This window comes from Enterovibrio qingdaonensis, assembly GCF_028683135.1.
GTDB lineage: Bacteria > Pseudomonadota > Gammaproteobacteria > Enterobacterales > Vibrionaceae > Enterovibrio > Enterovibrio qingdaonensis.
The window spans coordinates 1-19,080 of record NZ_JAJUBB010000028.1 but is presented as its reverse complement, the minus strand read 5'-3'; the positions used below and the strand labels follow the sequence as shown (position 1 = coordinate 19,080).

The 19,080-nt window shown below is 47.9% G+C and carries 14 protein-coding genes; 10 read left to right on the top strand and 4 right to left on the bottom strand.

All coding sequences use genetic code 11. The features are described 5' to 3' along the window. Positions 1-592 precede the first annotated feature (592 nt). Complete coding sequence (locus tag LRP49_RS23075) at positions 593-2,038, top strand: alanine/glycine:cation symporter family protein (protein WP_274145729.1); 1,446 nt, start codon at positions 593-595, stop codon at positions 2,036-2,038. Between the two features lie 111 nt (positions 2,039-2,149). After that, the gene (yaaA, locus tag LRP49_RS23070) at positions 2,150-2,923 is read left to right on the top strand and encodes a peroxide stress protein YaaA (RefSeq protein WP_274145727.1); all 774 of its coding nucleotides are present in this window, start codon (positions 2,150-2,152) and stop codon (positions 2,921-2,923) included. Positions 2,924-2,991: 68 nt separating this feature from the next. Here yaaA and LRP49_RS23065 read toward each other — a convergent pair whose 3' ends face one another. The 3 genes from LRP49_RS23065 to LRP49_RS23055 all read right to left on the bottom strand — a co-directional run bounded on the left by LRP49_RS23065 (position 2,992) and on the right by LRP49_RS23055 (position 6,842). Further along, entirely contained in the window at positions 2,992-4,536 is a 1,545-nt protein-coding gene (locus LRP49_RS23065; RefSeq protein ID WP_274145725.1) for an alanine/glycine:cation symporter family protein, read from the bottom strand. Positions 4,537-4,771: 235 nt separating this feature from the next. Continuing rightward, complete coding sequence (gene srmB, locus LRP49_RS23060) at positions 4,772-6,025, bottom strand: ATP-dependent RNA helicase SrmB (protein ID WP_274145723.1); 1,254 nt, start codon at positions 6,023-6,025, stop codon at positions 4,772-4,774. Positions 6,026-6,137: 112 nt separating this feature from the next. Beyond that, complete coding sequence (locus LRP49_RS23055) at positions 6,138-6,842, bottom strand: tRNA1(Val) (adenine(37)-N6)-methyltransferase (protein ID WP_274145721.1); 705 nt, start codon at positions 6,840-6,842, stop codon at positions 6,138-6,140. Between the two features lie 296 nt (positions 6,843-7,138). Here LRP49_RS23055 and brnQ point away from each other — a divergent pair, with 296 nt between their 5' ends. Then, positions 7,139-8,443: a branched-chain amino acid transport system II carrier protein gene (brnQ, locus tag LRP49_RS23050; protein ID WP_274145720.1), complete on the top strand. Its 1,305-nt coding sequence runs from the start codon at positions 7,139-7,141 to the stop codon at positions 8,441-8,443. 65 nt (positions 8,444-8,508) lie between these two features. Here brnQ and fldB read toward each other — a convergent pair whose 3' ends face one another. Then, positions 8,509-9,027, bottom strand: coding sequence for a flavodoxin FldB (gene fldB, locus LRP49_RS23045; protein ID WP_274145719.1), 519 nt, complete (start codon positions 9,025-9,027; stop codon positions 8,509-8,511). Positions 9,028-9,214: 187 nt separating this feature from the next. Here fldB and xerD point away from each other — a divergent pair, with 187 nt between their 5' ends. The 7 genes from xerD to LRP49_RS23010 all read left to right on the top strand — a co-directional run bounded on the left by xerD (position 9,215) and on the right by LRP49_RS23010 (position 19,047). Further along, positions 9,215-10,111, top strand: coding sequence for a site-specific tyrosine recombinase XerD (gene xerD, locus LRP49_RS23040; protein WP_420791659.1), 897 nt, complete (start codon positions 9,215-9,217; stop codon positions 10,109-10,111). Positions 10,112-10,226: 115 nt separating this feature from the next. Then, positions 10,227-10,961 carry a bifunctional protein-disulfide isomerase/oxidoreductase DsbC gene (gene dsbC / locus LRP49_RS23035; protein WP_274145773.1) on the top strand — a complete coding sequence of 245 codons (735 nt, stop codon included), beginning with the start codon at positions 10,227-10,229 and terminating at the stop codon, positions 10,959-10,961. Between the two features lie 167 nt (positions 10,962-11,128). Beyond that, positions 11,129-12,856 (top strand): single-stranded-DNA-specific exonuclease RecJ, encoded by a 1,728-nt coding sequence (gene recJ, locus LRP49_RS23030; RefSeq protein WP_274145717.1) that lies wholly within the window; start codon positions 11,129-11,131, stop codon positions 12,854-12,856. A gap of 186 nt (positions 12,857-13,042) precedes the next feature. Next, positions 13,043-14,141 (top strand): peptide chain release factor 2 gene (prfB, locus tag LRP49_RS23025; RefSeq protein WP_274145716.1). Its coding sequence is split into 2 segments (ribosomal slippage): positions 13,043-13,117 and positions 13,119-14,141, totalling 1,098 coding nucleotides; the frame shifts between segments, so codons are not numbered across the junction. Between the two features lie 26 nt (positions 14,142-14,167). Beyond that, positions 14,168-15,682 (top strand): lysine--tRNA ligase, encoded by a 1,515-nt coding sequence (gene lysS, locus LRP49_RS23020; RefSeq protein WP_274145715.1) that lies wholly within the window; start codon positions 14,168-14,170, stop codon positions 15,680-15,682. A 207-nt stretch (positions 15,683-15,889) separates the two neighbouring features. After that, a complete protein-coding gene (locus LRP49_RS23015) occupies positions 15,890-17,299 on the top strand; it encodes an amidohydrolase (RefSeq protein ID WP_274145714.1) in 1,410 nt (469 codons plus the stop codon). 413 nt (positions 17,300-17,712) lie between these two features. Then, the gene (locus tag LRP49_RS23010) at positions 17,713-19,047 is read left to right on the top strand and encodes a sigma-54-dependent transcriptional regulator (protein ID WP_274145712.1); all 1,335 of its coding nucleotides are present in this window, start codon (positions 17,713-17,715) and stop codon (positions 19,045-19,047) included. The last annotated feature ends 33 nt before the right edge of the window (positions 19,048-19,080 follow it).

Below are 19,080 nucleotides of genomic sequence, written 5' to 3'. Positions count from 1 at the left end.
GCCGTGCGGTCAGTATTTAAGTATCAAACCTCCCCTAAAATAAAATTGAAGTGTTTCTCATTTGTTGCACCTCAGTGAATATTTAATGAGAGTGACATCACCCTTCTTTTGTTTATGGTTATATTTCAAGCAGCTGAAGGGGGTGAAAATCCCTTTTATTGAATGTTTAGAGCTCGTAATAAAAGTGAAGGCAACTCTCTGTCCTCACAGAATTGTTTGAACAGGCATCACCATTTTTTCTATTTTAAACAAGCCACAATGTTTGCTTTCTCGTGTTGCGTTCTTGTTGGGTTGTTGTGTGTACGATGTGTTTTTTATCTGATTTTGGTTGTTGGTTTTAGAGGGGATGAAAAACGGATATGAACTCGGATTCATATTGATTTTTCATCCACCAACCTTCATCATTCGCGGAAATTTGTGAGCTACGCTCATTAAATCTGACGAAAACGACACATTTTCGGGGTTTCGGGTATCTACGCCAGAAATGCCCACATCTATATTCACTGACGACTACGTCAGTTGCATCTCATCGCACCCTCGAACTTGGGGATCCTTACATTGCGATAATGTTTATACGTACAGAGGGGGAGGCGTGGTAAGTCTTATCAACTTTTTAAACGATCTGATATGGGGCTCTGTGCTCATTTATCTGTTGATCGGTGGCGGCATCTTTTTCACACTACGATTGGGCTTCATTCAACTTCGTCACTTTGGACACATGTTCAGTGTGATGAAAAACAGCCGAAAATCTGACAGCGAAGGCATCTCATCCTTTCAAGCACTCTGCACTAGCCTCGCTGCGCGTGTCGGTACCGGTAATATGGCGGGTATCGCCGTTGCATTGACGTTAGGTGGTCCTGGCGCAATCTTCTGGATGTGGCTCATTGCCATACTGGGGATGGCAACCGCATTTGCGGAAAGTACACTGGCACAGCTCTACAAGACTCGCGACGAAGATGGCAATTTCCGTGGCGGACCAGCCTATTACATGGAAAAAGGCCTGGGTATGCGCTGGATGGGTGTTGTCTTTTCGGTGTTGCTTATTATTGCCTTCGGGTTAGTGTTTAACTCCGTACAGGCCAATTCGATAACTCAGGCTGCATACGTTGCTTTTGGTTTTGACCCGCTCTACGTGGGTATGGCTTTGGTGTTGATTTCTGCGTTTGTCATTTTTGGTGGCATTCGAAAGATCGCGCGAACCGCAGAATTAATCGTTCCACTAATGGCAATGCTCTATTTGGCTCTTGCATTCTACGTCATGTTTACCAACCTTGAGAAAGTGCCAGATGTTCTCGCGCTTATCTTCCGAAGTGCGTTTGGTTTGGAAGAAGCGGCCTCAGGTGCGTTGGGTTACACCATTGCGCAGGGCATGGTTCAAGGGATCAAACGAGGTTTGTTTTCTAACGAGGCGGGTATGGGTTCTGCGCCAAATGCGGCGGCAAGTGCCACACCGTATCCACCGCATCCTGCCTCTCAAGGCTACGTCCAGATGCTAGGTGTGTTTGTTGATACCATTGTTATCTGTTCAGCTACCGTTTCTATCATCTTGATTTCTGGTGAGTACATGCCTGGCAGTGAGATCACGGGAATCGAGTTAACGCAGCGCGCATTGACCAGTGAGGTGGGAAGCTGGGGCGGCATATTTATCGCTGTCGCAATCTTCTTCTTTGCCTTTACTTCGATTATCGCTAACTATTCGTATGCTGAAACGAATTTGATATTCCTTAAACATAACCATAAGTTCGGTTTGATTATTTTCCGCTTTATTGTTTTGGGCATGGTGATGTTCGGTGCGATGGCAGAGCTTCCGGTGGTTTGGATCATGGCCGATACGTCAATGGGTTTGATGGCCATTGTGAATATGATTGCAATACTTCTGCTATCCGGCACCGTGGTGTCTTTGGCGAAAGATTACAACCAGCAGCTAAATCGAGGAAGAGTCCCGTCATTTAACAGCCGCAATCACCCTGAATTGCTCAATCAAATAGAGCCGGGTGTATGGGGCAAAGCTGAAGAGAAAACGGAGCAAAGCCGTTAGGCCTATTCGGTCATCTCTATTGCAGCCATCGGAAAAAGCCATGCCTTCAAGCGTGGCTTTTTTTGTCTCCAGTGGTAACCTTGTGGACAACTATCTGAAAGGAATGACACTATGCTGATTGTGGTTTCTCCAGCGAAAACTTTGGACTACCAGTCACCTCTGGCCACTGAACGTTATACCCAGCCAATGTTTGTTGAACATTCAAAAGCGCTGATTGATGTGTGCCGTACGCTTACGCCAGCGGATATCTCTGGCTTGATGAAAGTCAGCGATAAAATCGCAGGGTTGAATGCCGCGCGCTTTGAAGAATGGTCTACCGAGTTTACGACGGAAAATGCACGTCCAGCGGTCCTTGCTTTTAAAGGCGATGTCTACACGGGACTAGAAGCAGAAACGCTGTCTGATGACGACTTTAGCTGGGCGCAAGACCATCTGCGTATGCTGTCAGGCCTATATGGTTTGTTACGTCCACTGGATTTGATGCAGCCATATCGCCTTGAGATGGGCACACGCCTTGAAAACGACCGTGGCACCAATTTGTACCAATTCTGGGGTGACATCATTACCAATGCTCTGAATGAGGCTCTAGAAGGCCAAGGCGATGACGTATTGGTGAATCTAGCCTCTAATGAGTACTTCAAGTCGGTGAAGCCGGCGAAGCTAAAAGGCAAGATCATCACACCCGTGTTTAAAGACCGTAAGAATGGTCAGTACAAGGTAATCAGTTTCTTCGCTAAAAAAGCCCGCGGCATGATGGCGCGATATATTATCGACAACCGTATTGATTCGGTTGAGGCACTGAAGGCATTTGATAGTGCAGGTTACTGGTTCTGTCCTGAAGAGTCGAACGACAAAGAAATGGTGTTTAAGCGCGAAGAGCAGTAATTCAGTATTTGACCCGAAAAAAGAAAAGGTTAGCCGAGGCTAACCTTTTTTGTACTTGTTATTTTTATTTATGCCGTTGGATTAACGAGCTCTCCCGGTTTGTCATCGGATGCTGACGACTGCTCCTGAGTTCTTCTCGCCAATCTGCGCTCCCAGTAGTCCGCATTTTTAATGCCTAATTTAACGGGATCAAAGGTGTATTCTTCCACGCCTTCTTTTTGTTGACGCTCGTAATCATTAAGAGCCTTCAGTGCTGGCTTGCTTAAGAAGAAAATGATCACGATACCGACGATATTCAGCCACGCCATCAAGCCAACGCCAATGTCACCCATTGCCCATGCAAGCCCCGCAGCTTTCACCGTGCCGTAGAAGACAGATGCGATGAGAACCAGTTTTAGCACAAACATCATGCCCGGCACTTTCACGGTGCGACGCAGGTAGGCGATATTGGTTTCTGCAATGTAGTAGTACGCCAGAATTGTCGTGAATGCGAAGAAAAACAGAGCGACAGCAATGAAAGGTTTGCCCCAGCCAGGCATGGTGCTTTCCACTGCAAGTTGCGTAAAGACAGGGCCATTCGCACTGATCTCTGCGGCTAAGTTTTGCACAATATATGCCTCGCCCGGACCATGGACGTTGTATGCACCCGTAATGAGGATCATGAACGCCGTAGCAGAGCACACCAGTAAGGTATCAATATAGATTGAAAAGGACTGAACCAGACCTTGTTGTGCAGGGTGGTCCACGTTTGCCGCTGCTGCTGCGTGAGGCCCCGTGCCTTGACCGGCTTCGTTCGAGTAAATACCGCGTTTCACACCCCAACCGATTGCAGCACCGAAGCCCGCCATTGGGTTGAAGGCATCATTGACGATCAGCATTACAATCGCTGGTACTTCAGTGATGTTCAGAAGAATGATGACAAATGCAATGATCACATAGGCCAGTGCCATGAATGGCACAACAATTTGAGTGAAGCTCGCGATACGTTTCACGCCGCCAAAGATGATGAAGGCAAGCAGTACAGAGATAAACGCGCCAGTTGTGATTTTCGCGACGCTGAAGGTTCCCACCGCTGTTTCAATCATGTCACCTGAGCCAAATGCAGCTTCAATGGCATTACCGATACTGTTTGACTGAACGCCTGGCAGCAGAACACCACAGGCGAAAATCGTCGCAATAGCAAACAGCCATGCATACCACTTCTGTCCCATCGCTTTTTCAATGTAGTAAGCCGGGCCACCACGAAACTCGCCGTTGTCTTCTTCTTTATAGATTTGAGCGAGTGTTGATTCGGTGTAGGCCGTTGCCGCACCTAGGAAGGCGACAATCCACATCCAAAAGACCGCACCGGGACCACCAAAACCGATGGCTGCAGCAACGCCTGCGATATTACCTGTACCGACACGACCAGACAGCGAAACGGCTAATGCCTGAAATGATGAGATGCCCTTGGAAGAGCTTTTGCCTGAAAAGAGTAGGCGGGTCATTTCGCCGAACTGACGAACTTGTACAAAGCGCGTAATAATGGAGTAAAACAAACCTGCGCCCAGACACATATAGATCAGCACTGGACTCCAGATAATGCTGTTCAAAAAATCAACAACAGATTGCATTGAAAGTTCCCTCTAAAATGAAATATTGGATAGATCATTTAATATCCTGCCGCAGGATAATCTCAATTCGTCACTTGTTGTTAACATTATGTGTTATCAATGTGACGGATTGTGAGCGTGATCTTTAACTGCTTATCCTTTATCCAATTGGCATAATTTGCTGCGACTAAACGCTGAAAACGAAAAAAGGAGGCATTACGCCTCCTTTTAGTTGTTTCGCTAGCTGGTTAAGCTATTAGTCGGTTGTTTTCGCTGCTTTTTTCGCTGCTTTTTTTACCGCTTTCTTAACTTTTCCTTTGACTTCTTTTTTGCTCAGCTTTTTCTTTTTCTTCTTGAATTCAGCTTTTTTATGTTTCGGCTTCAAAGCTTCTACATAACGCTCTTTCACGTCTTCTTTCATGTAGCGACAGATGCGATCCATCATTGGTTGATCGTGTGCTTCTACCAATGAGATTGCATTACCTTTCTTACCCGCACGCGCAGTACGGCCGATACGGTGCAGATACACATCTGCTTTACGTGGAAGGTCAAAGTTGATGACGTGGTCAATATCTGGCACGTCAATACCGCGAGCGGCAACGTCGGTTGCCAGAAGAACATTGATTTCACCCGTGGTGAAGCGTTCAACTGCGTACGTACGTTTTGCTTGTGCCATTTCGCCTTGCAGCCAAGCACAAGGAATCTTTGCTTTAGTCAGTTCTTCACGCAGTGCTGCCAGACGCTCACGGGTCTTAATAAAGATGATCGCACGTTCCGCCTGATCAGCCAGGATAGATTTTAACAAGGCATTCTTATGTGCCATGTCGTCACAACGGTAGTACCACTGGGTGATTTTTTTGCGCTCGCGACGAGGTGGCTCAGCAACCACTTCAACCGGATCGGTCAGAAGGGTATTTTTGAAACCATCAATGCCTTTACCTTCCAGCGTGGCAGAGAAAAGCATACTTTGTTTACGCCAGCGGCACTCATGCGACAAGCGGTCAACGGCAGGACCAAAGCCCATATCGAGCATACGGTCAGCTTCATCCAGCACCAGACTTTCAATCGCGCGGCAGTCAAAACGCTCGGCTTCGACGTATTCCATCAAGCGACCAGGTGTTGCAACAACAATATCTTGAGTCTTGCCCAAAATTTCCGCGTGCTCTTGGTAAGAGATACCGCCTGTGATGGTGATGATTTTCAGGTCGGTATACTTCGCCAGAGCGCGTGCTTGATCGGCAACTTGGATAGCCAACTCACGTGTAGGAGTAAGGATCAAAGCGCGTGCAGGACCTGGTTTTTGACGTGGGTAGTCCAGCAAGTGTTGCAGTAATGGCAATACGAAAGCCGCAGTTTTACCTGTGCCTGTTGGCGCAGATGCGAGAATATCTCGGCCATCCATACCATGAGGGATAACGTCAGCCTGGATCGCTGTTGGTCGCTCAAAGCCCATGTCATCCACGGCCATCAGCAGTTGAGGATCCAGTTCTAATTCAGCAAAAGTTCGCACGCGTAGTTTCTCCACTCAAAGTTAGGGTGCGGATTATACCCAAATTATCTCAAGATGCATCGCTTACCGCGATTTACTACCTATGAAATTGCGTTAATTTCAAGTGAGGCTGTCACATCTTTAGGTAAAAATCCTTCGTTAACGCCACAAATTCATTTGTATAAAGATTATCAGATTGAATAATAAGTGTTTTTTCCTCTATCTCGGATTTTTGAGTTGTAGAGAAAGCAATCAGTTTTCGATTAACCGATTTTGTTGGTGTTGTTTTGACATTCAGCACCTGATGGCAAAAAAGCGAGTATTGAAGACTTTTCGTGATCAATTGGTCTGCCTCATATGAAGGTAATATCAAATACGCGATGCCATTGCGTGATAGTCGAGACGCGATGACTTTTAATAAGCCGTCGTGCGATAGCGTGTCGGTATGTCGCGCTGTTGCTCTTCGCGTATCATCGGCTTGAAGACCTGAATTGAAGTAAGGTGGATTACAGATGATGACATCAAATGTTGTGGAACTTTTCCACGTGGTGACATCTTGATGTAGGACTTTAATGCGATCGACCCAAGCAGATTGTTCTGCGTTGAATCTGGCGGTTTGCACGGCATGTGCATCGATGTCCATTGCTGTAATGTTAGACAACGGAAAGCGCTGCGCCATCATTAATGCCAGCAAGCCCGTTCCAGTGCCTATATCAAGTATTGAACTGTGCTCGTTGGCTTGAGCCCAAGCACCAAGCATAACCCCGTCAGTACTTACTGGCATCCCACAGCCTTTATCTTCAATCGTAAACTGCTTGAATTGAAAGCGTTTGTTCACTTTTCCTCCAGTAGACACAACGTTCAAAACCTTAAAATACGGTTAAATATGTTGCATTAATGTTTTATGTATTTGTTTGATGATCTTTCCTAAATGCGGCATAAATAGGTAAAGTTGAAGTTTAATTTCAATTTAGTCGCTAAAAATAGATTAACCATCTATTTTTAATTGCCCTATTGTCTGAAGGGTGAAACTTCGTCATTATTCTGCTGAATCGGTGAAGCTTAGTAAAAATAACCAAAAGGCTAACCGGCTGATTACAGAAATAATATGCAAACACACATAGGTAGTTAGAAGTGAGAGAGAGTTTAAAGGTTAGCGACATACTCGCGCTAGGGTTTATGACCTTTGCGTTTTTCCTAGGAGCAGGCAACATCATCTTCCCACCGCTGGCAGGTTTTCTAGCGGGTGAGCATACCATGTCTGCAATGTTCGGTTTTCTTATTACCGCAGTAGGCTTGCCACTTATCGGTATTATTGCCGTTGCCGTTGCTGGTGGTGGCTGGAAAGGCTTAACGCGTGACCTTCCTGCATCAGTTGCAACTCTGATGGCGGTGCTGATCTTCATTATTATCGGTCCAGCTTTTGCAGCACCTCGTGCCGGTCTAGTTGCGTATGAAATGGGCTTCAAGCCTTTCTTGGGTGATGTGGGTCAGTTTGAACTGACGATGTTCTCCATCGTTTTCTTTGCTGTGGCAATGTTCTTCTCATTGTCTCAAGGCAAACTTATCGACACCATTGGTAAGTTGCTGACACCTGCATTGTTCGCAGCATTGGCGGTACTGGCGATCGCTGTTGTCGTTAACCCACAAGGTGACGTTGCGGCAGCACAAGGTGCTTACGTAGACCAAGCGTTCACGACGGGTTTCCTTGAAGGCTACAACACCATGGATACCTTCGCAGCACTGATGTTCGGTATGCTGATCGTTGACGTTATCCGTAAAAAAGGCATTACCGATCAAGCAAAAACCTGCCAATACCTCATCTATGCAGGTGTGATTGCAGCAGCAGGTCTGGCGTTTGTTTACGTGTCACTGTTCTACCTTGGCGCGACAGCAACGGGTATTGCTGCGGGCGCGAACAATGGCGGCGCGATTCTTTCTGCATACGTGATGGCGTTGTTTGGCCCTGCGGGTCAGATCATCCTGTCTACGATCATTGTGCTGGCGTGTTTGACCACGGTTATCGGTCTGGTATCAGCGTGTTCGGATTACTTCAGCACCCTGACTAAAATCACCTACCGTCAGTGGGTTGTTATTCTGTCAATTGCGTGTGCGGTAGTGGCAAACGTAGGCCTGAACCAGCTGATTGCGATTTCTGTCCCAGTACTGTTTGCACTGTACCCAGTTGCGATCGCACTGATTGCGCTGACCTTCCTGCGCCGTTTTATGCCGAACCCTGCGTTGGCTTACCGTGTCGTTCTGGGTGTTTCGCTGGTGTTCGCGTTGTTTGATGCAGCAAAAGTTGCCGGTATGGATGTGTCTGCACTGAAAGTACTGCCACTGTTTAACTACGGTATGGCGTGGTTGCTTCCAACGGTGATTGCTTTGGTAGCAGTGCGCTTTGCAGGCGAAAGCAAAGGCAAATCAAGCCACGCGTAATACGAACGCGAAGACGAAAAAAACCACCGCATGCGGTGGTTTTTTTATGCCTGCTAACGGTGGTGTTAGAGCAATGCTTGGTATTCGACGAGTACCTTTTCGCACCAAGTGGCGATACGTTCATCGCTGAGTTCATATTGGCTGTCTTCATCCAATGCAAGACCTACAAACTGTGAACCGTCTTCGGTCAAGGCTTTTGAGGCTTCAAAGGTGTAGCCATCTGTCGGCCAGTAGCCCACAAATTTTAGTCCCGTAGGTAGCAACTCGTCATGCAGCATTCCCATGGCGTCGAGGTACCATTCCGCGTACCCTTCTTGATCGCCAAGACCAAACAATGCGGCCACTTTACCTTGCAATTGCAAGCCATTCAGCTCTGACCAAACCGCTTCCCAATCTTCTTGTAGTTCGCCGAAATCCCATGTGGAAATACCTAGCAGCAGAAGATCGTATTGGTTCATTGTAGCGACAGGCGTGTCTTTGATGTTGTGAATATCAACCAGATCGTCGCCCAAAATCTCGCGAATTTTTTCCGCAGCCATTTCGGTGTAACACGTGGTTGAGCCGTAAAACAAACCTATTTTCATGTTTCAATCCTGCTGATGCTTCTGGCGCGATTCTACCTCTCGTCGCGTTCTATCTCTACCCTTAAAAAGCAGGGGGTTTTGGATAAAACCTCTCCATTCCTTAAGACCTTAACACGCTTATGCTTTGCATTCGGTTGGGGGTAGGGTAGTTTGACGACAGAAAACGTGGTTGAAAGTGAGTGAAATCGTGGAACAAAACGCGGCATTGGTGGAACAGTTTTTAGATGCAATGTGGATGGAGCGAGGGCTGTCTGAAAATACCTTGGCTTCTTACAGAAACGATCTTCTGAAACTGTGCCACTGGTTAGGTGAGAAGAATATTCTGCTAGTAAAGGTCTCGCCGAGCACGTTGCAGGACTATCAGCATTGGCTATTTGATCAGGATTATAAGCAAACTAGCCGAGCGCGCATGCTGTCGGCATTGCGTCGTTTGTTTCAATATTTGTATCGCGAAAAACAACGCGAAGATGATCCTACTGCCAACCTGATCAGCCCCAAATTGCCTAAGCGATTGCCCAAGGATTTGAGTGAAGAGCAAGTGGATGCGTTATTGGACGCGCCGGATGAAGATGACATGCTCGAACTTCGGGATAAAGCCATGATGGAGCTGCTGTATGCAACAGGGTTGCGTGTGACAGAGCTTATCAGCCTAACCACAGAGAATGTCAGTCTGCGTCAGGGTGTTGTACGAGTGATTGGTAAGGGTGGGAAAGAGCGCCTTGTGCCGATGGGAGAAGCGGCGATTGATTGGTTAGAGCAATATCTCGCGCACAGTCGACCAGTGCTGTTGGGTGAACAAACCTCAGACGTATTTTTTCCGAGTCGCCGTGGACGGATGATGACGCGTCAGACATTTTGGCACCGCATCAAGTTTTATGCTGCACTGGCAAACATAGACAGTGACTTATTATCGCCACACGTTTTGCGGCATGCATTTGCCACGCATTTGTTAAATCACGGTGCCGATTTGCGTGTCGTGCAAATGCTACTGGGCCATAGTGACCTGTCCACTACGCAAATTTACACACACGTAGCCACAGAGCGACTAAAACAGTTGCATCAGGAGCATCATCCTCGTGCATAATGCTTTTCGCATTAAAAAATTGCCTGAAGCGGGATTTTTTCCTGTTTTTCCGGTCTGAGAAGTTAACCGTTGCCTGCAAAGCGAATGCTTTGCCTTATTCAGGACAAATGTAATGATGAGATTCAAGCGACTACTAAGCAGTGTCGTGATGGCTTCAGCCATGTTGTCGGCAAGTGTATATGCTGCTGACGGTGCCGATAACGCGGCGATCGCTAATGTGTTGGCGAAGTATCGGCTGAATGTGGAGTCGGTGGAAAAGCTACCTTTAGAGGGGATGTATGAGGTCGTCACGAATGGCGGCGTTGTGTATACCAACAAAGACGGGTCGTATTTCATTTATGGACAACTTTTCCATACGACGGAGACTGAGTCCATTAACATGACTGAAATCACTCAGGCCAAACGCAACAAGAAGTTGTTTGATGCGTCAGGTGTTGAGAAAGAGCTGATTGTCTACCCAGCTAAAGATGAAAAGTACGTGGTGAATGTGTTCACGGACACGACGTGTGGCTATTGCATGAAGCTGCATCGTGAAATGCAACAATATAACGATCTTGGGATCACCGTGCGTTATCTGGCATTCCCACGCTCAGGTGAACGCTCTCCAAATATCGGCGAGATGAGCGCAATCTGGTGTGCCGATGACAAAGCAAATGCGATGAATCTGGCGAAGGCGCGTGAGTTTGATAAAGACTCGCAGGAATGTACGGATCTGGTGCGTCGCCATATGGCTCTAGGTACGTCGATGGGCGTTACTGGTACGCCAGCAATTATGCTTGAAGACGGCACCATGCTAGGTGGTTACGTACCTGCCGACCGTTTACTTGAAACATTGGAAGCTAAGGGGTAAATCTTCTTGCTTAAGAAAGCGTCGGTAATCCGGCGCTTTTTTGTTTCTCGCCGCTGATATCCAAGAGTAGGGCTTTCGCTTTGCATTTGGCCCGTTACAATGATCGTCTCAATCCGCATTCGAAATGACGTCAAACCTAATCGGCGTCAGATATAGGTCTTGTCTTCATGATTGAAATAAAACGTCGCCAGCCGTCACCCAACGCTGCGTTCCCGAGCTCTATCCCGCCTTTACTTCAGCGCATTTATGCCAATCGCGGCATCTTAAATGAAGGTGAGTTGGAGCGCAGTGCAAAAGGCCTGTTGAGTTATAACGCATTGCACGGAATCGAGAGAGCCGTCGCGTTACTTTCAGAGGCCATGGCAAATGACCGACGCATCATCATCGTTGGAGACTTTGATGCTGATGGCGCGACGAGTTCTGCATTGTCGGTAACGGCGTTTCGTATGATGGGGTGTTCGAATGTTGACTATTTGGTGCCTAACCGATTTGAGGATGGTTATGGGCTAAGCCCTGAGGTTGTTGAACAAGCCGCGGCGAAAGGGGCTGAACTTATCATGACCGTGGACAACGGCGTGTCCTCAATAGAAGGGGTTGCTGCCGCAAAAGCGTTGGGTATTCAGGTGGTGGTGACTGACCACCACTTACCTGGAGATGTCCTGCCTGATGCCGATGCGATGGTGAATCCAAACCTCAATGAGTGCGGTTTTCCGTCCAAATCTCTCGCGGGTGTTGGTGTGGCGTTTTATTTGATGTTGGCATTGCGCGCGCACCTTCGTGAGTCCGGATGGTTTTCGGCGCGTGGCATGGCAGAACCCAATTTGGCGGAGCTGCTGGACCTCGTTGCTTTAGGCACAGTCGCTGACGTCGTGTCACTGGATACCAACAACCGTATTTTGGTGCATCAAGGGTTGATGCGAATCCGCGCTGGAAAATGTCGTCCCGGGATCCAGGCTTTAATCGAAGTGGCAAACCGCAATATGTCGACTCTGGTCGCTAGTGACTTTGGTTTTGCCCTTGGCCCACGCATTAATGCAGCAGGTCGTTTGGATGATATGTCGTTCGGGGTTGAGCTGCTTCTTTGTCAGCATCTTCAAGCTGCGAGACAAATGGCGAGTGAGCTAGATGGTTTGAACCAAACGCGCAAAGAGATTGAACAGGGCATGAAAGAAGAGGCCATGGCGATTTGTGAGCGTCTTCAATTCGGTGAAGATACCTGTTTGCCAAGCGGGCTAGCACTCTTCCAACGCGAATGGCACCAAGGTGTGATTGGTATTCTTGCTTCGCGTATCAAAGACAAATTCCATCGCCCCGTTATTGCGTTTGCCGACGGTGGCGAGGGAATGATTAAGGGGTCAGCACGTTCTATCCAAGGGCTTCACATGCGTGACACGCTGGATTTGATTGATACTCAAAACCCTGGGCTAATTAAAAAATTTGGTGGTCACGCCATGGCGGCGGGGTTAACCATTGCAGAAGTGGATTATGATCGCTTTTCTCGCCTGTTTGATGAGGCCGTGAGAAATGTGATCAGCGAGGACGAGCTTAAAGGTGTGCTCCTGTCTGATGGTGAATTGCTCCCCAATGAAATATCACTGGACGTCGCAGAAATATTGCGAAGTGGCGGACCTTGGGGGCAGGGTTTCCCTGAACCGTTATTTGATGGCAAATTCAAATTGCTGCATCAAAAGCTGGTGGGGGGGAAACATTTGAAAATGATGCTGGAGCCAGTAATGGGCGGGCAAATGGTCGATGGTATTGCGTTCAATATTGACCTTCGCCGCTGGCCCGATCCGTCAGTACAAATGGTTGAGCTGGCCTATCGCCTTGATGTGAATGAGTTTCGAGGGAATCGAACGGTTCAATTGATGGTAGAGCACTTGGCGGCCGTTTAAGGTTGTCACGTGAGTCCGGTGCCGATGTGCGATCGCCGCACATCGGCACCAAATTTCATGCTTGACCCTATTTCCACACTTTTCTCTCAATTTTTCCCATTTGATCCCTATCACACTCTGTATATTCTCTCCGCGATTCTGTAGAATTCGGCGGTTAAAACTCATTCCGAACTTAAATAAGTGACCATGTTTGAAATCAATCCGATCAAAAACCGCCTAGCGGACATTGCAGACCGTGCAAATGTCCTTAGGGGGTATCTTTGACTATGACGCCAAGAAAGAGCGTCTAGAAGAAGTTAATGCTGAACTTGAGCAACCTGACGTATGGAACGATCCTGAGCGTGCGCAAGCACTGGGCCGTGAACGTGCGTCGTTGGAAGCTGTGGTAGAAACCATTGATCTGCTGGACCAAGGCGGTGTGTACATCACTGATCTTTTGGAACTGGCGATTGAAGAAAGCGACCAAGATACCTTCGATGAAATCGAACCAGAACTGAGTGATCTGGAAGAGAAATTGGCGAAGCTGGAATTCCGTCGCATGTTCTCCGGTGACCACGATGGTTCTGATTGTTATATCGACCTGCAAGCTGGCTCAGGTGGTACCGAAGCGCAAGACTGGACATCCATGATGTTGCGCATGTACCTACGTTGGGCGGATGCTAAGGGCTTCAAGACAGAAGTGATTGAAGTGTCTGAAGGCGATGTGGCTGGATTGAAATCTGCAACTGTTCGCATCAGCGGCGAGTACGCTTACGGCTGGTTGCGCACCGAGACCGGTGTTCACCGTCTGGTTCGTAAGTCACCGTTTGACTCAGGCGGTCGTCGCCATACGTCGTTTGCTTCGGCATTCATCTACCCAGAAGTGGATGAAAATATCGCGATCGATATTAACCCATCTGACCTGCGTATCGATGTATACCGTGCGTCGGGTGCGGGTGGTCAGCACGTTAACACCACCGAATCTGCTGTACGTATCACACACGTACCAACCAATACCGTGGTGCAGTGCCAGAATGACCGTAGCCAGCACAAAAACAAAGATCAGGCGATGAAACAACTTCGCGCAAAACTGTTTGAACTCGAACTGCAAAAGCAGAACGCAGAGAAACAGGCGAACGAAGAATCTAAGTCTGACATTGGTTGGGGCAGCCAGATCCGTTCATACGTTCTGGATGACTCACGCATTAAAGATCTGCGTACCGGTATCGAAAACCGTAATACCCAAGCGGTACTTGACGGTGATCTCGACAAGTTTATTGAAGCCAGCCTGAAATCTGGTTTGTAATTTTTTAGATAATTCAAAGGTTCACTATGACTGACCAGTTACTAGACGAAAACAAGCTGATTGCAGAACGTCGTGCAAAACTGAACCACATTCGTCAAAGCTGCAATGCAAACGGCCACCCAAATGACTTCCGCCGTGAGAACAAAGCGGCTGATCTTCAGGCTGAGTTTGGCGAAAAGACCAAGGAAGAACTGGAAGCTCTGGATCATAAAGTCAGCGTTGCTGGCCGTGTGATGGCTAAACGTGGCCCATTTTTGGCACTGCAAGACGTGAGCGGTCGTATTCAGGCTTATGCTGCCAAAGATGTACAGAACGTACTTAAAGAGCAGTATCAAGGTCTGGATATCGGTGACATCATCGGTGTGAAAGGTGCACTGCACAAATCAGGTAAAGGCGATCTTTACGTGAACATGGAAGAGTACCAACTGCTGACTAAAGCACTGCGTCCTCTGCCAGAAAAATTCCACGGTTTGACCGATCAGGAAACACGTTACCGTCAGCGTTACGTGGATTTGATCGTGAACGAAGATTCACGCAACGCATTCAAAGTCCGTTCTAAGCTGATTTCGGCGATCCGCCGTTACATGGAGTCAAAAGACTTCATGGAAGTGGAAACGCCAATGATGCAAGTGATCCCGGGTGGTGCATCTGCACGTCCGTTTATCACGCACCACAACGCACTGGATCAGGAAATGTTCCTGCGCATCGCGCCTGAGCTGTACCTGAAGCGTCTGGTTGTGGGTGGTTTCGAGCGTGTATTCGAAATCAACCGTAACTTCCGTAACGAAGGTCTGTCTCCACGTCACAACCCAGAATTCACCATGATTGAGTTCTACATGGCGTACGCGGATTACAACGATCTGATTGACCTGACTGAAGACATGCTGCGCACTGTTGCAATCGATGTTTTGGGTCACTCTGCAATGCCATACGGTGAGCACACTGTTGAATTCGGCGGTAAGTATGCGCGCATGACCATGCTGGATGCGATTAAGCACTACAACCCAGAGCACGCAGAAATCCAAGCGTTGACTGAAGAAGGTGTTCAAGACCGCGATCTGATGGTTTCTATTGCGCAGTCACTGGAAATCTACGTAGAGAAGTTCTGGACTTGTGGTCAGCTGCTGGAAGAAATCTTCGGTGAAACCGCTGAGCCTAAACTGATTCAGCCAACCTTCATCACTGGCTACCCAGCTGATATTTCTCCGTTGGCACGTCGTAGCGACGATAACCCGTTCTTCACTGACCGCTTTGAATTCTTCATCGGTGGCCGTGAAGTGGCGAATGGCTTCTCTGAGCTTAACGACGCAGAAGACCAAGATGCGCGCTTTAAAGCACAGGTTGACGCGAAAGAGTCAGGTGACGACGAAGCGATGTTCTACGATGCAGACTACATCACTGCGCTGGAGCATGGTTTGCCACCAACAGCAGGTCAGGGTATTGGTATCGACCGTTTGGCGATGCTGTTCACCAACACGCACACTATCCGTGACGTGATTCTGTTCCCTGCGATGCGTCCTCAAAACCAGAAGAAAGACTAATTCTGGCTCGCTTCTGAGACAGAAGTAAGACAACGCTGAGACACAAAAACACCGACAATTGTCGGTGTTTTTTTATGCGCAAAACCTTGCTGGCAATCGTTTGCTCAATGTCACATTTTTTGCGACGCATTTAACATTTTTGTTTGGGTTTTCGTGTTCTGAACGCATCATGCAGGCGCAATTCCTTGCCGCTTATTAATGAAGAAAATGATGCTGAAAAAATCCCTTCTTTCAGCCAGTGTTGCACTGGCTACCATGATGTCTTCTGCTGTGCTTGCGGCTGAGAACGTTGACCTGTTGATCACTGATGCGACCGTACTGACCATGAATGCCGATAAGACGGTATTCGAAAATGGTGTGGTTGCGGTCAAGGGCAACAAGATTGTTGCTGTTGGTGATGAATCGCTGGCTGACGACTACAACGCCAAGAAAGTATTGGATGTGGATGGCGATATCGTCATGCCAGGCCTGATTAATACGCACACGCATGCTTCAATGACCGTATTCCGTTCACTGGGCGATGACGTGCCAGACCGTCTGCACCGTTACATCTTCCCCTTAGAAAAGAAACTGGTGAGCCGTGACATGGTGCGCATCGGGGCGCAATTGGGTAACGTGGAGATGCTAAAAGGCGGTGTAACCACCTATGCCGACATGTACTACTTCGAAGACGAAGTGGCGAAGACGGTTGACCAAATCGGCATGCGCGCGATCTTGGGCGAAACCGTGATTAAGTTTCCGGTCGCTGATGCGGCGAACGCGGAAGAAGGGATTCAGTACGCGCTGAACTTCATTGAAGAATATAAAGACCACCCACGTATTACTCCCGCATTTGCGCCACATGCGCCTTACACCAACACCACTGAAGTACTGCAAAAGATCACCAAGCTGTCGCTTGAGCATGATGTACCCGTGATGATTCACCTAGCGGAATCGGATCGCGAAAACGAAGTGATTGCTGAGCGCAGCGGTGGTAAATCGCCTGTGGAATACATGGCTGACATCGGTGCACTAACGCCGAATTTGGTCGGCGCACACGTGATCAATGTGGATGATGAAGACATTGCCCTGCTGAAAAAGCACGATGTGGGTATCGCGCACAACATGAGTGCGAACATCAAGTCAGCGAAAGGTGTATCACCTGCACTGCAGATGTTTGACGACGGTCTGCGTATTGGTCTGGGAACCGATGGACCAATGTCAGGTAACACCTTGAGCACCGTTGACGAGTTCAATCAAGTGGCGAAAGTACACAAGCTCGTGAATAAAGACCGTGCTGCTATGCCGCCAGTCAAAGTGATTGAAATGGCGACCATAGGAGCCGCACGTGCACTGCACATGGAAGACAAAATCGGCTCGCTGGAAACGGGTAAACTGGCTGACATCATCGTTGTCGATACAAAAGCACCGAACATGGTGCCGGTTTACAATCCATACTCTGCGTTGGTGTACTCTGCTTATGCGACAAATGTGAAACACGCAATCGTTGATGGTCAGGTTCTGATGCAAGATCGAGACATTAAGACTGTTGATGAAGATGCTGTGCGCAAAGAAGCGTTGCAATTCGCAGACAAAGTGAGACAAACCGTAATTGAGAGCGGAGAGATCGTTCAGTAAACTTTACTGTTCCCTGCCTTACACCAAAGACCGCGTCTTATAATGACGCGGTTTTCTTTTTAAATACCCGTTACATAGCCTCACGAAATCGGGGCATAGTCTATGATCTAAGAAAATTTAGAGCATTTTGATTTTTTCTCATTAATGAGAAATGGATTGTGTTCCGCTTTTTGTTGCGTATCGCTAGAAAAGGAGAGGAGTTGCTTATGCGTTGATTTTCAGTGCATTTTAATCATCTCTTCACGCCGTGGTCGTCAGTAAATAATGATAGAAAAGTGTCTTTTTTGGGATGAGTGAAGATATGAGACTCATGTTGTATCTACAATGAGACAGACGGCGTTGTCTTACAAAATATAATGATACTCACAACATTTTGAACACATGTCGTTAATGGATGACTAAAGGCAGGCGTTATGGGTATGCAATTCAGATCTGAGGCAGTTCCAAGCTCACTCGTGGTAGTTGGAGGAACGTACGAACCATGGTTGGCAACACTGGAGCAAGCAGGGTGGCGTTGTCACCGTTGTTATGATCTCAGAGCAGCTCAAACCTTACTACAAGATATCGGTCCTTGTATTGGTATAGTTGATATAAGCCACGATGATTTTAGCTTGAATGGTGTCGCATCGCTGGTAAATCGCAATAAACAAGTTCGCTGGCTTGCACTGATTCGTGAAGATCAACTCAACAACGATGCGATCTGCCAATTTATTGTCAGCTTCTGTATTGATTACTTTACCTCTCCAATTCCCGATAGCCAATTGATGAGCACCATCGGACACCAATTGGGTATGTTGAAGCTGGAGCGTCACGTTTGGCCGCAACTTGGCGATCACAGTGATATGGGTTTACTGGGTAAAACCTCCGTCATGAAGAAGCTACGCGACCAGGTGCGACGTGTGGCACCTACGGATGTCTCCGTTTTAATTAACGGCGAAAGCGGCACAGGTAAAGAACTGGTGGGTATGGCGATACACAACGCATCGACCCGTGCGAAAGGCCCATTTGTGTCGGTGAAATGTAGCGCATTGCCAGAGAAATTGATTCAGAGCGAGCTCTTTGGTGATGGTGCTAATGAAGGCAAAGTGCAACAAGCCCACCAAGGCACGCTGTTCCTCGATGAAATTGGTGATTTGCCGCTAAACCTGCAAGCAAACCTGCTGCACCTTCTGCAAGATGGGACGGTGGAGTCGCACGATGACAAGTACGCGAAAGAAATCGATGTCCGCGTGATTGCAGCGACACATATGGATTTGGAGAAAGCTGTGGCTGAAGGGCATTTCCGTGAAGATCTGTTCTATCGCCTCAATGTACTGCGGATTTCTGTCCCTTCACTGAAAGAGCGCAGCGCAGACATTCCAGAGCTTGCAGAGCACTTCCTGTTGAAGTTTGCTCGCCAATACAACACGCAAGCGCGCACGTTCTCGGAAGAAGGCAATAAGATCCTGACCAACTACAGCTGGCCAGGTAATGTGCGCGAGCTGATCAATCAGGTTAAACGTGCGGTACTTCTTGCAGATAACTTGGTGATTGAAGCTGAGCACCTCGACCTACCACGTCAAGGTGATTATAAGCAAAGCTTACGCAAAATTCGTGAAGAGTCAGAACGTGATGCTTTGCTAGCTGTGCTTGAAAGTAATAATGGTCAGGTATCTGCGGCGGCAAAAGAGTTGGGCGTGTCTCGTGCAACCATGTACCGCTTGCTCAATAAACACAGTTTGATTCCAGCGCCTCGTAGCTTTCGCTAATTGAACAGCCAATAAAAAGCCGCCCTCGTTGGG

What these genes read in the sequence shown, in the direction of transcription:
- yaaA (WP_274145727.1), top strand. Translation starts at nt 2,150, where the DNA reads ATGCTGATTGTGGTTTCTCCAGCGAAAACTTTGGACTACCAGTCACCT.
- LRP49_RS23065 (WP_274145725.1), bottom strand. Translation starts at nt 4,536, where the DNA reads ATGCAATCTGTTGTTGATTTTTTGAACAGCATTATCTGGAGTCCAGTG.
- fldB (WP_274145719.1), bottom strand. Translation starts at nt 9,027, where the DNA reads ATGAAAATAGGTTTGTTTTACGGCTCAACCACGTGTTACACCGAAATG.
- dsbC (WP_274145773.1), top strand. Translation starts at nt 10,227, where the DNA reads ATGAGATTCAAGCGACTACTAAGCAGTGTCGTGATGGCTTCAGCCATG.
- recJ (WP_274145717.1), top strand. Translation starts at nt 11,129, where the DNA reads ATGATTGAAATAAAACGTCGCCAGCCGTCACCCAACGCTGCGTTCCCG.
- lysS (WP_274145715.1), top strand. Translation starts at nt 14,168, where the DNA reads ATGACTGACCAGTTACTAGACGAAAACAAGCTGATTGCAGAACGTCGT.
- LRP49_RS23015 (WP_274145714.1), top strand. Translation starts at nt 15,890, where the DNA reads ATGATGCTGAAAAAATCCCTTCTTTCAGCCAGTGTTGCACTGGCTACC.
- LRP49_RS23010 (WP_274145712.1), top strand. Translation starts at nt 17,713, where the DNA reads ATGGGTATGCAATTCAGATCTGAGGCAGTTCCAAGCTCACTCGTGGTA.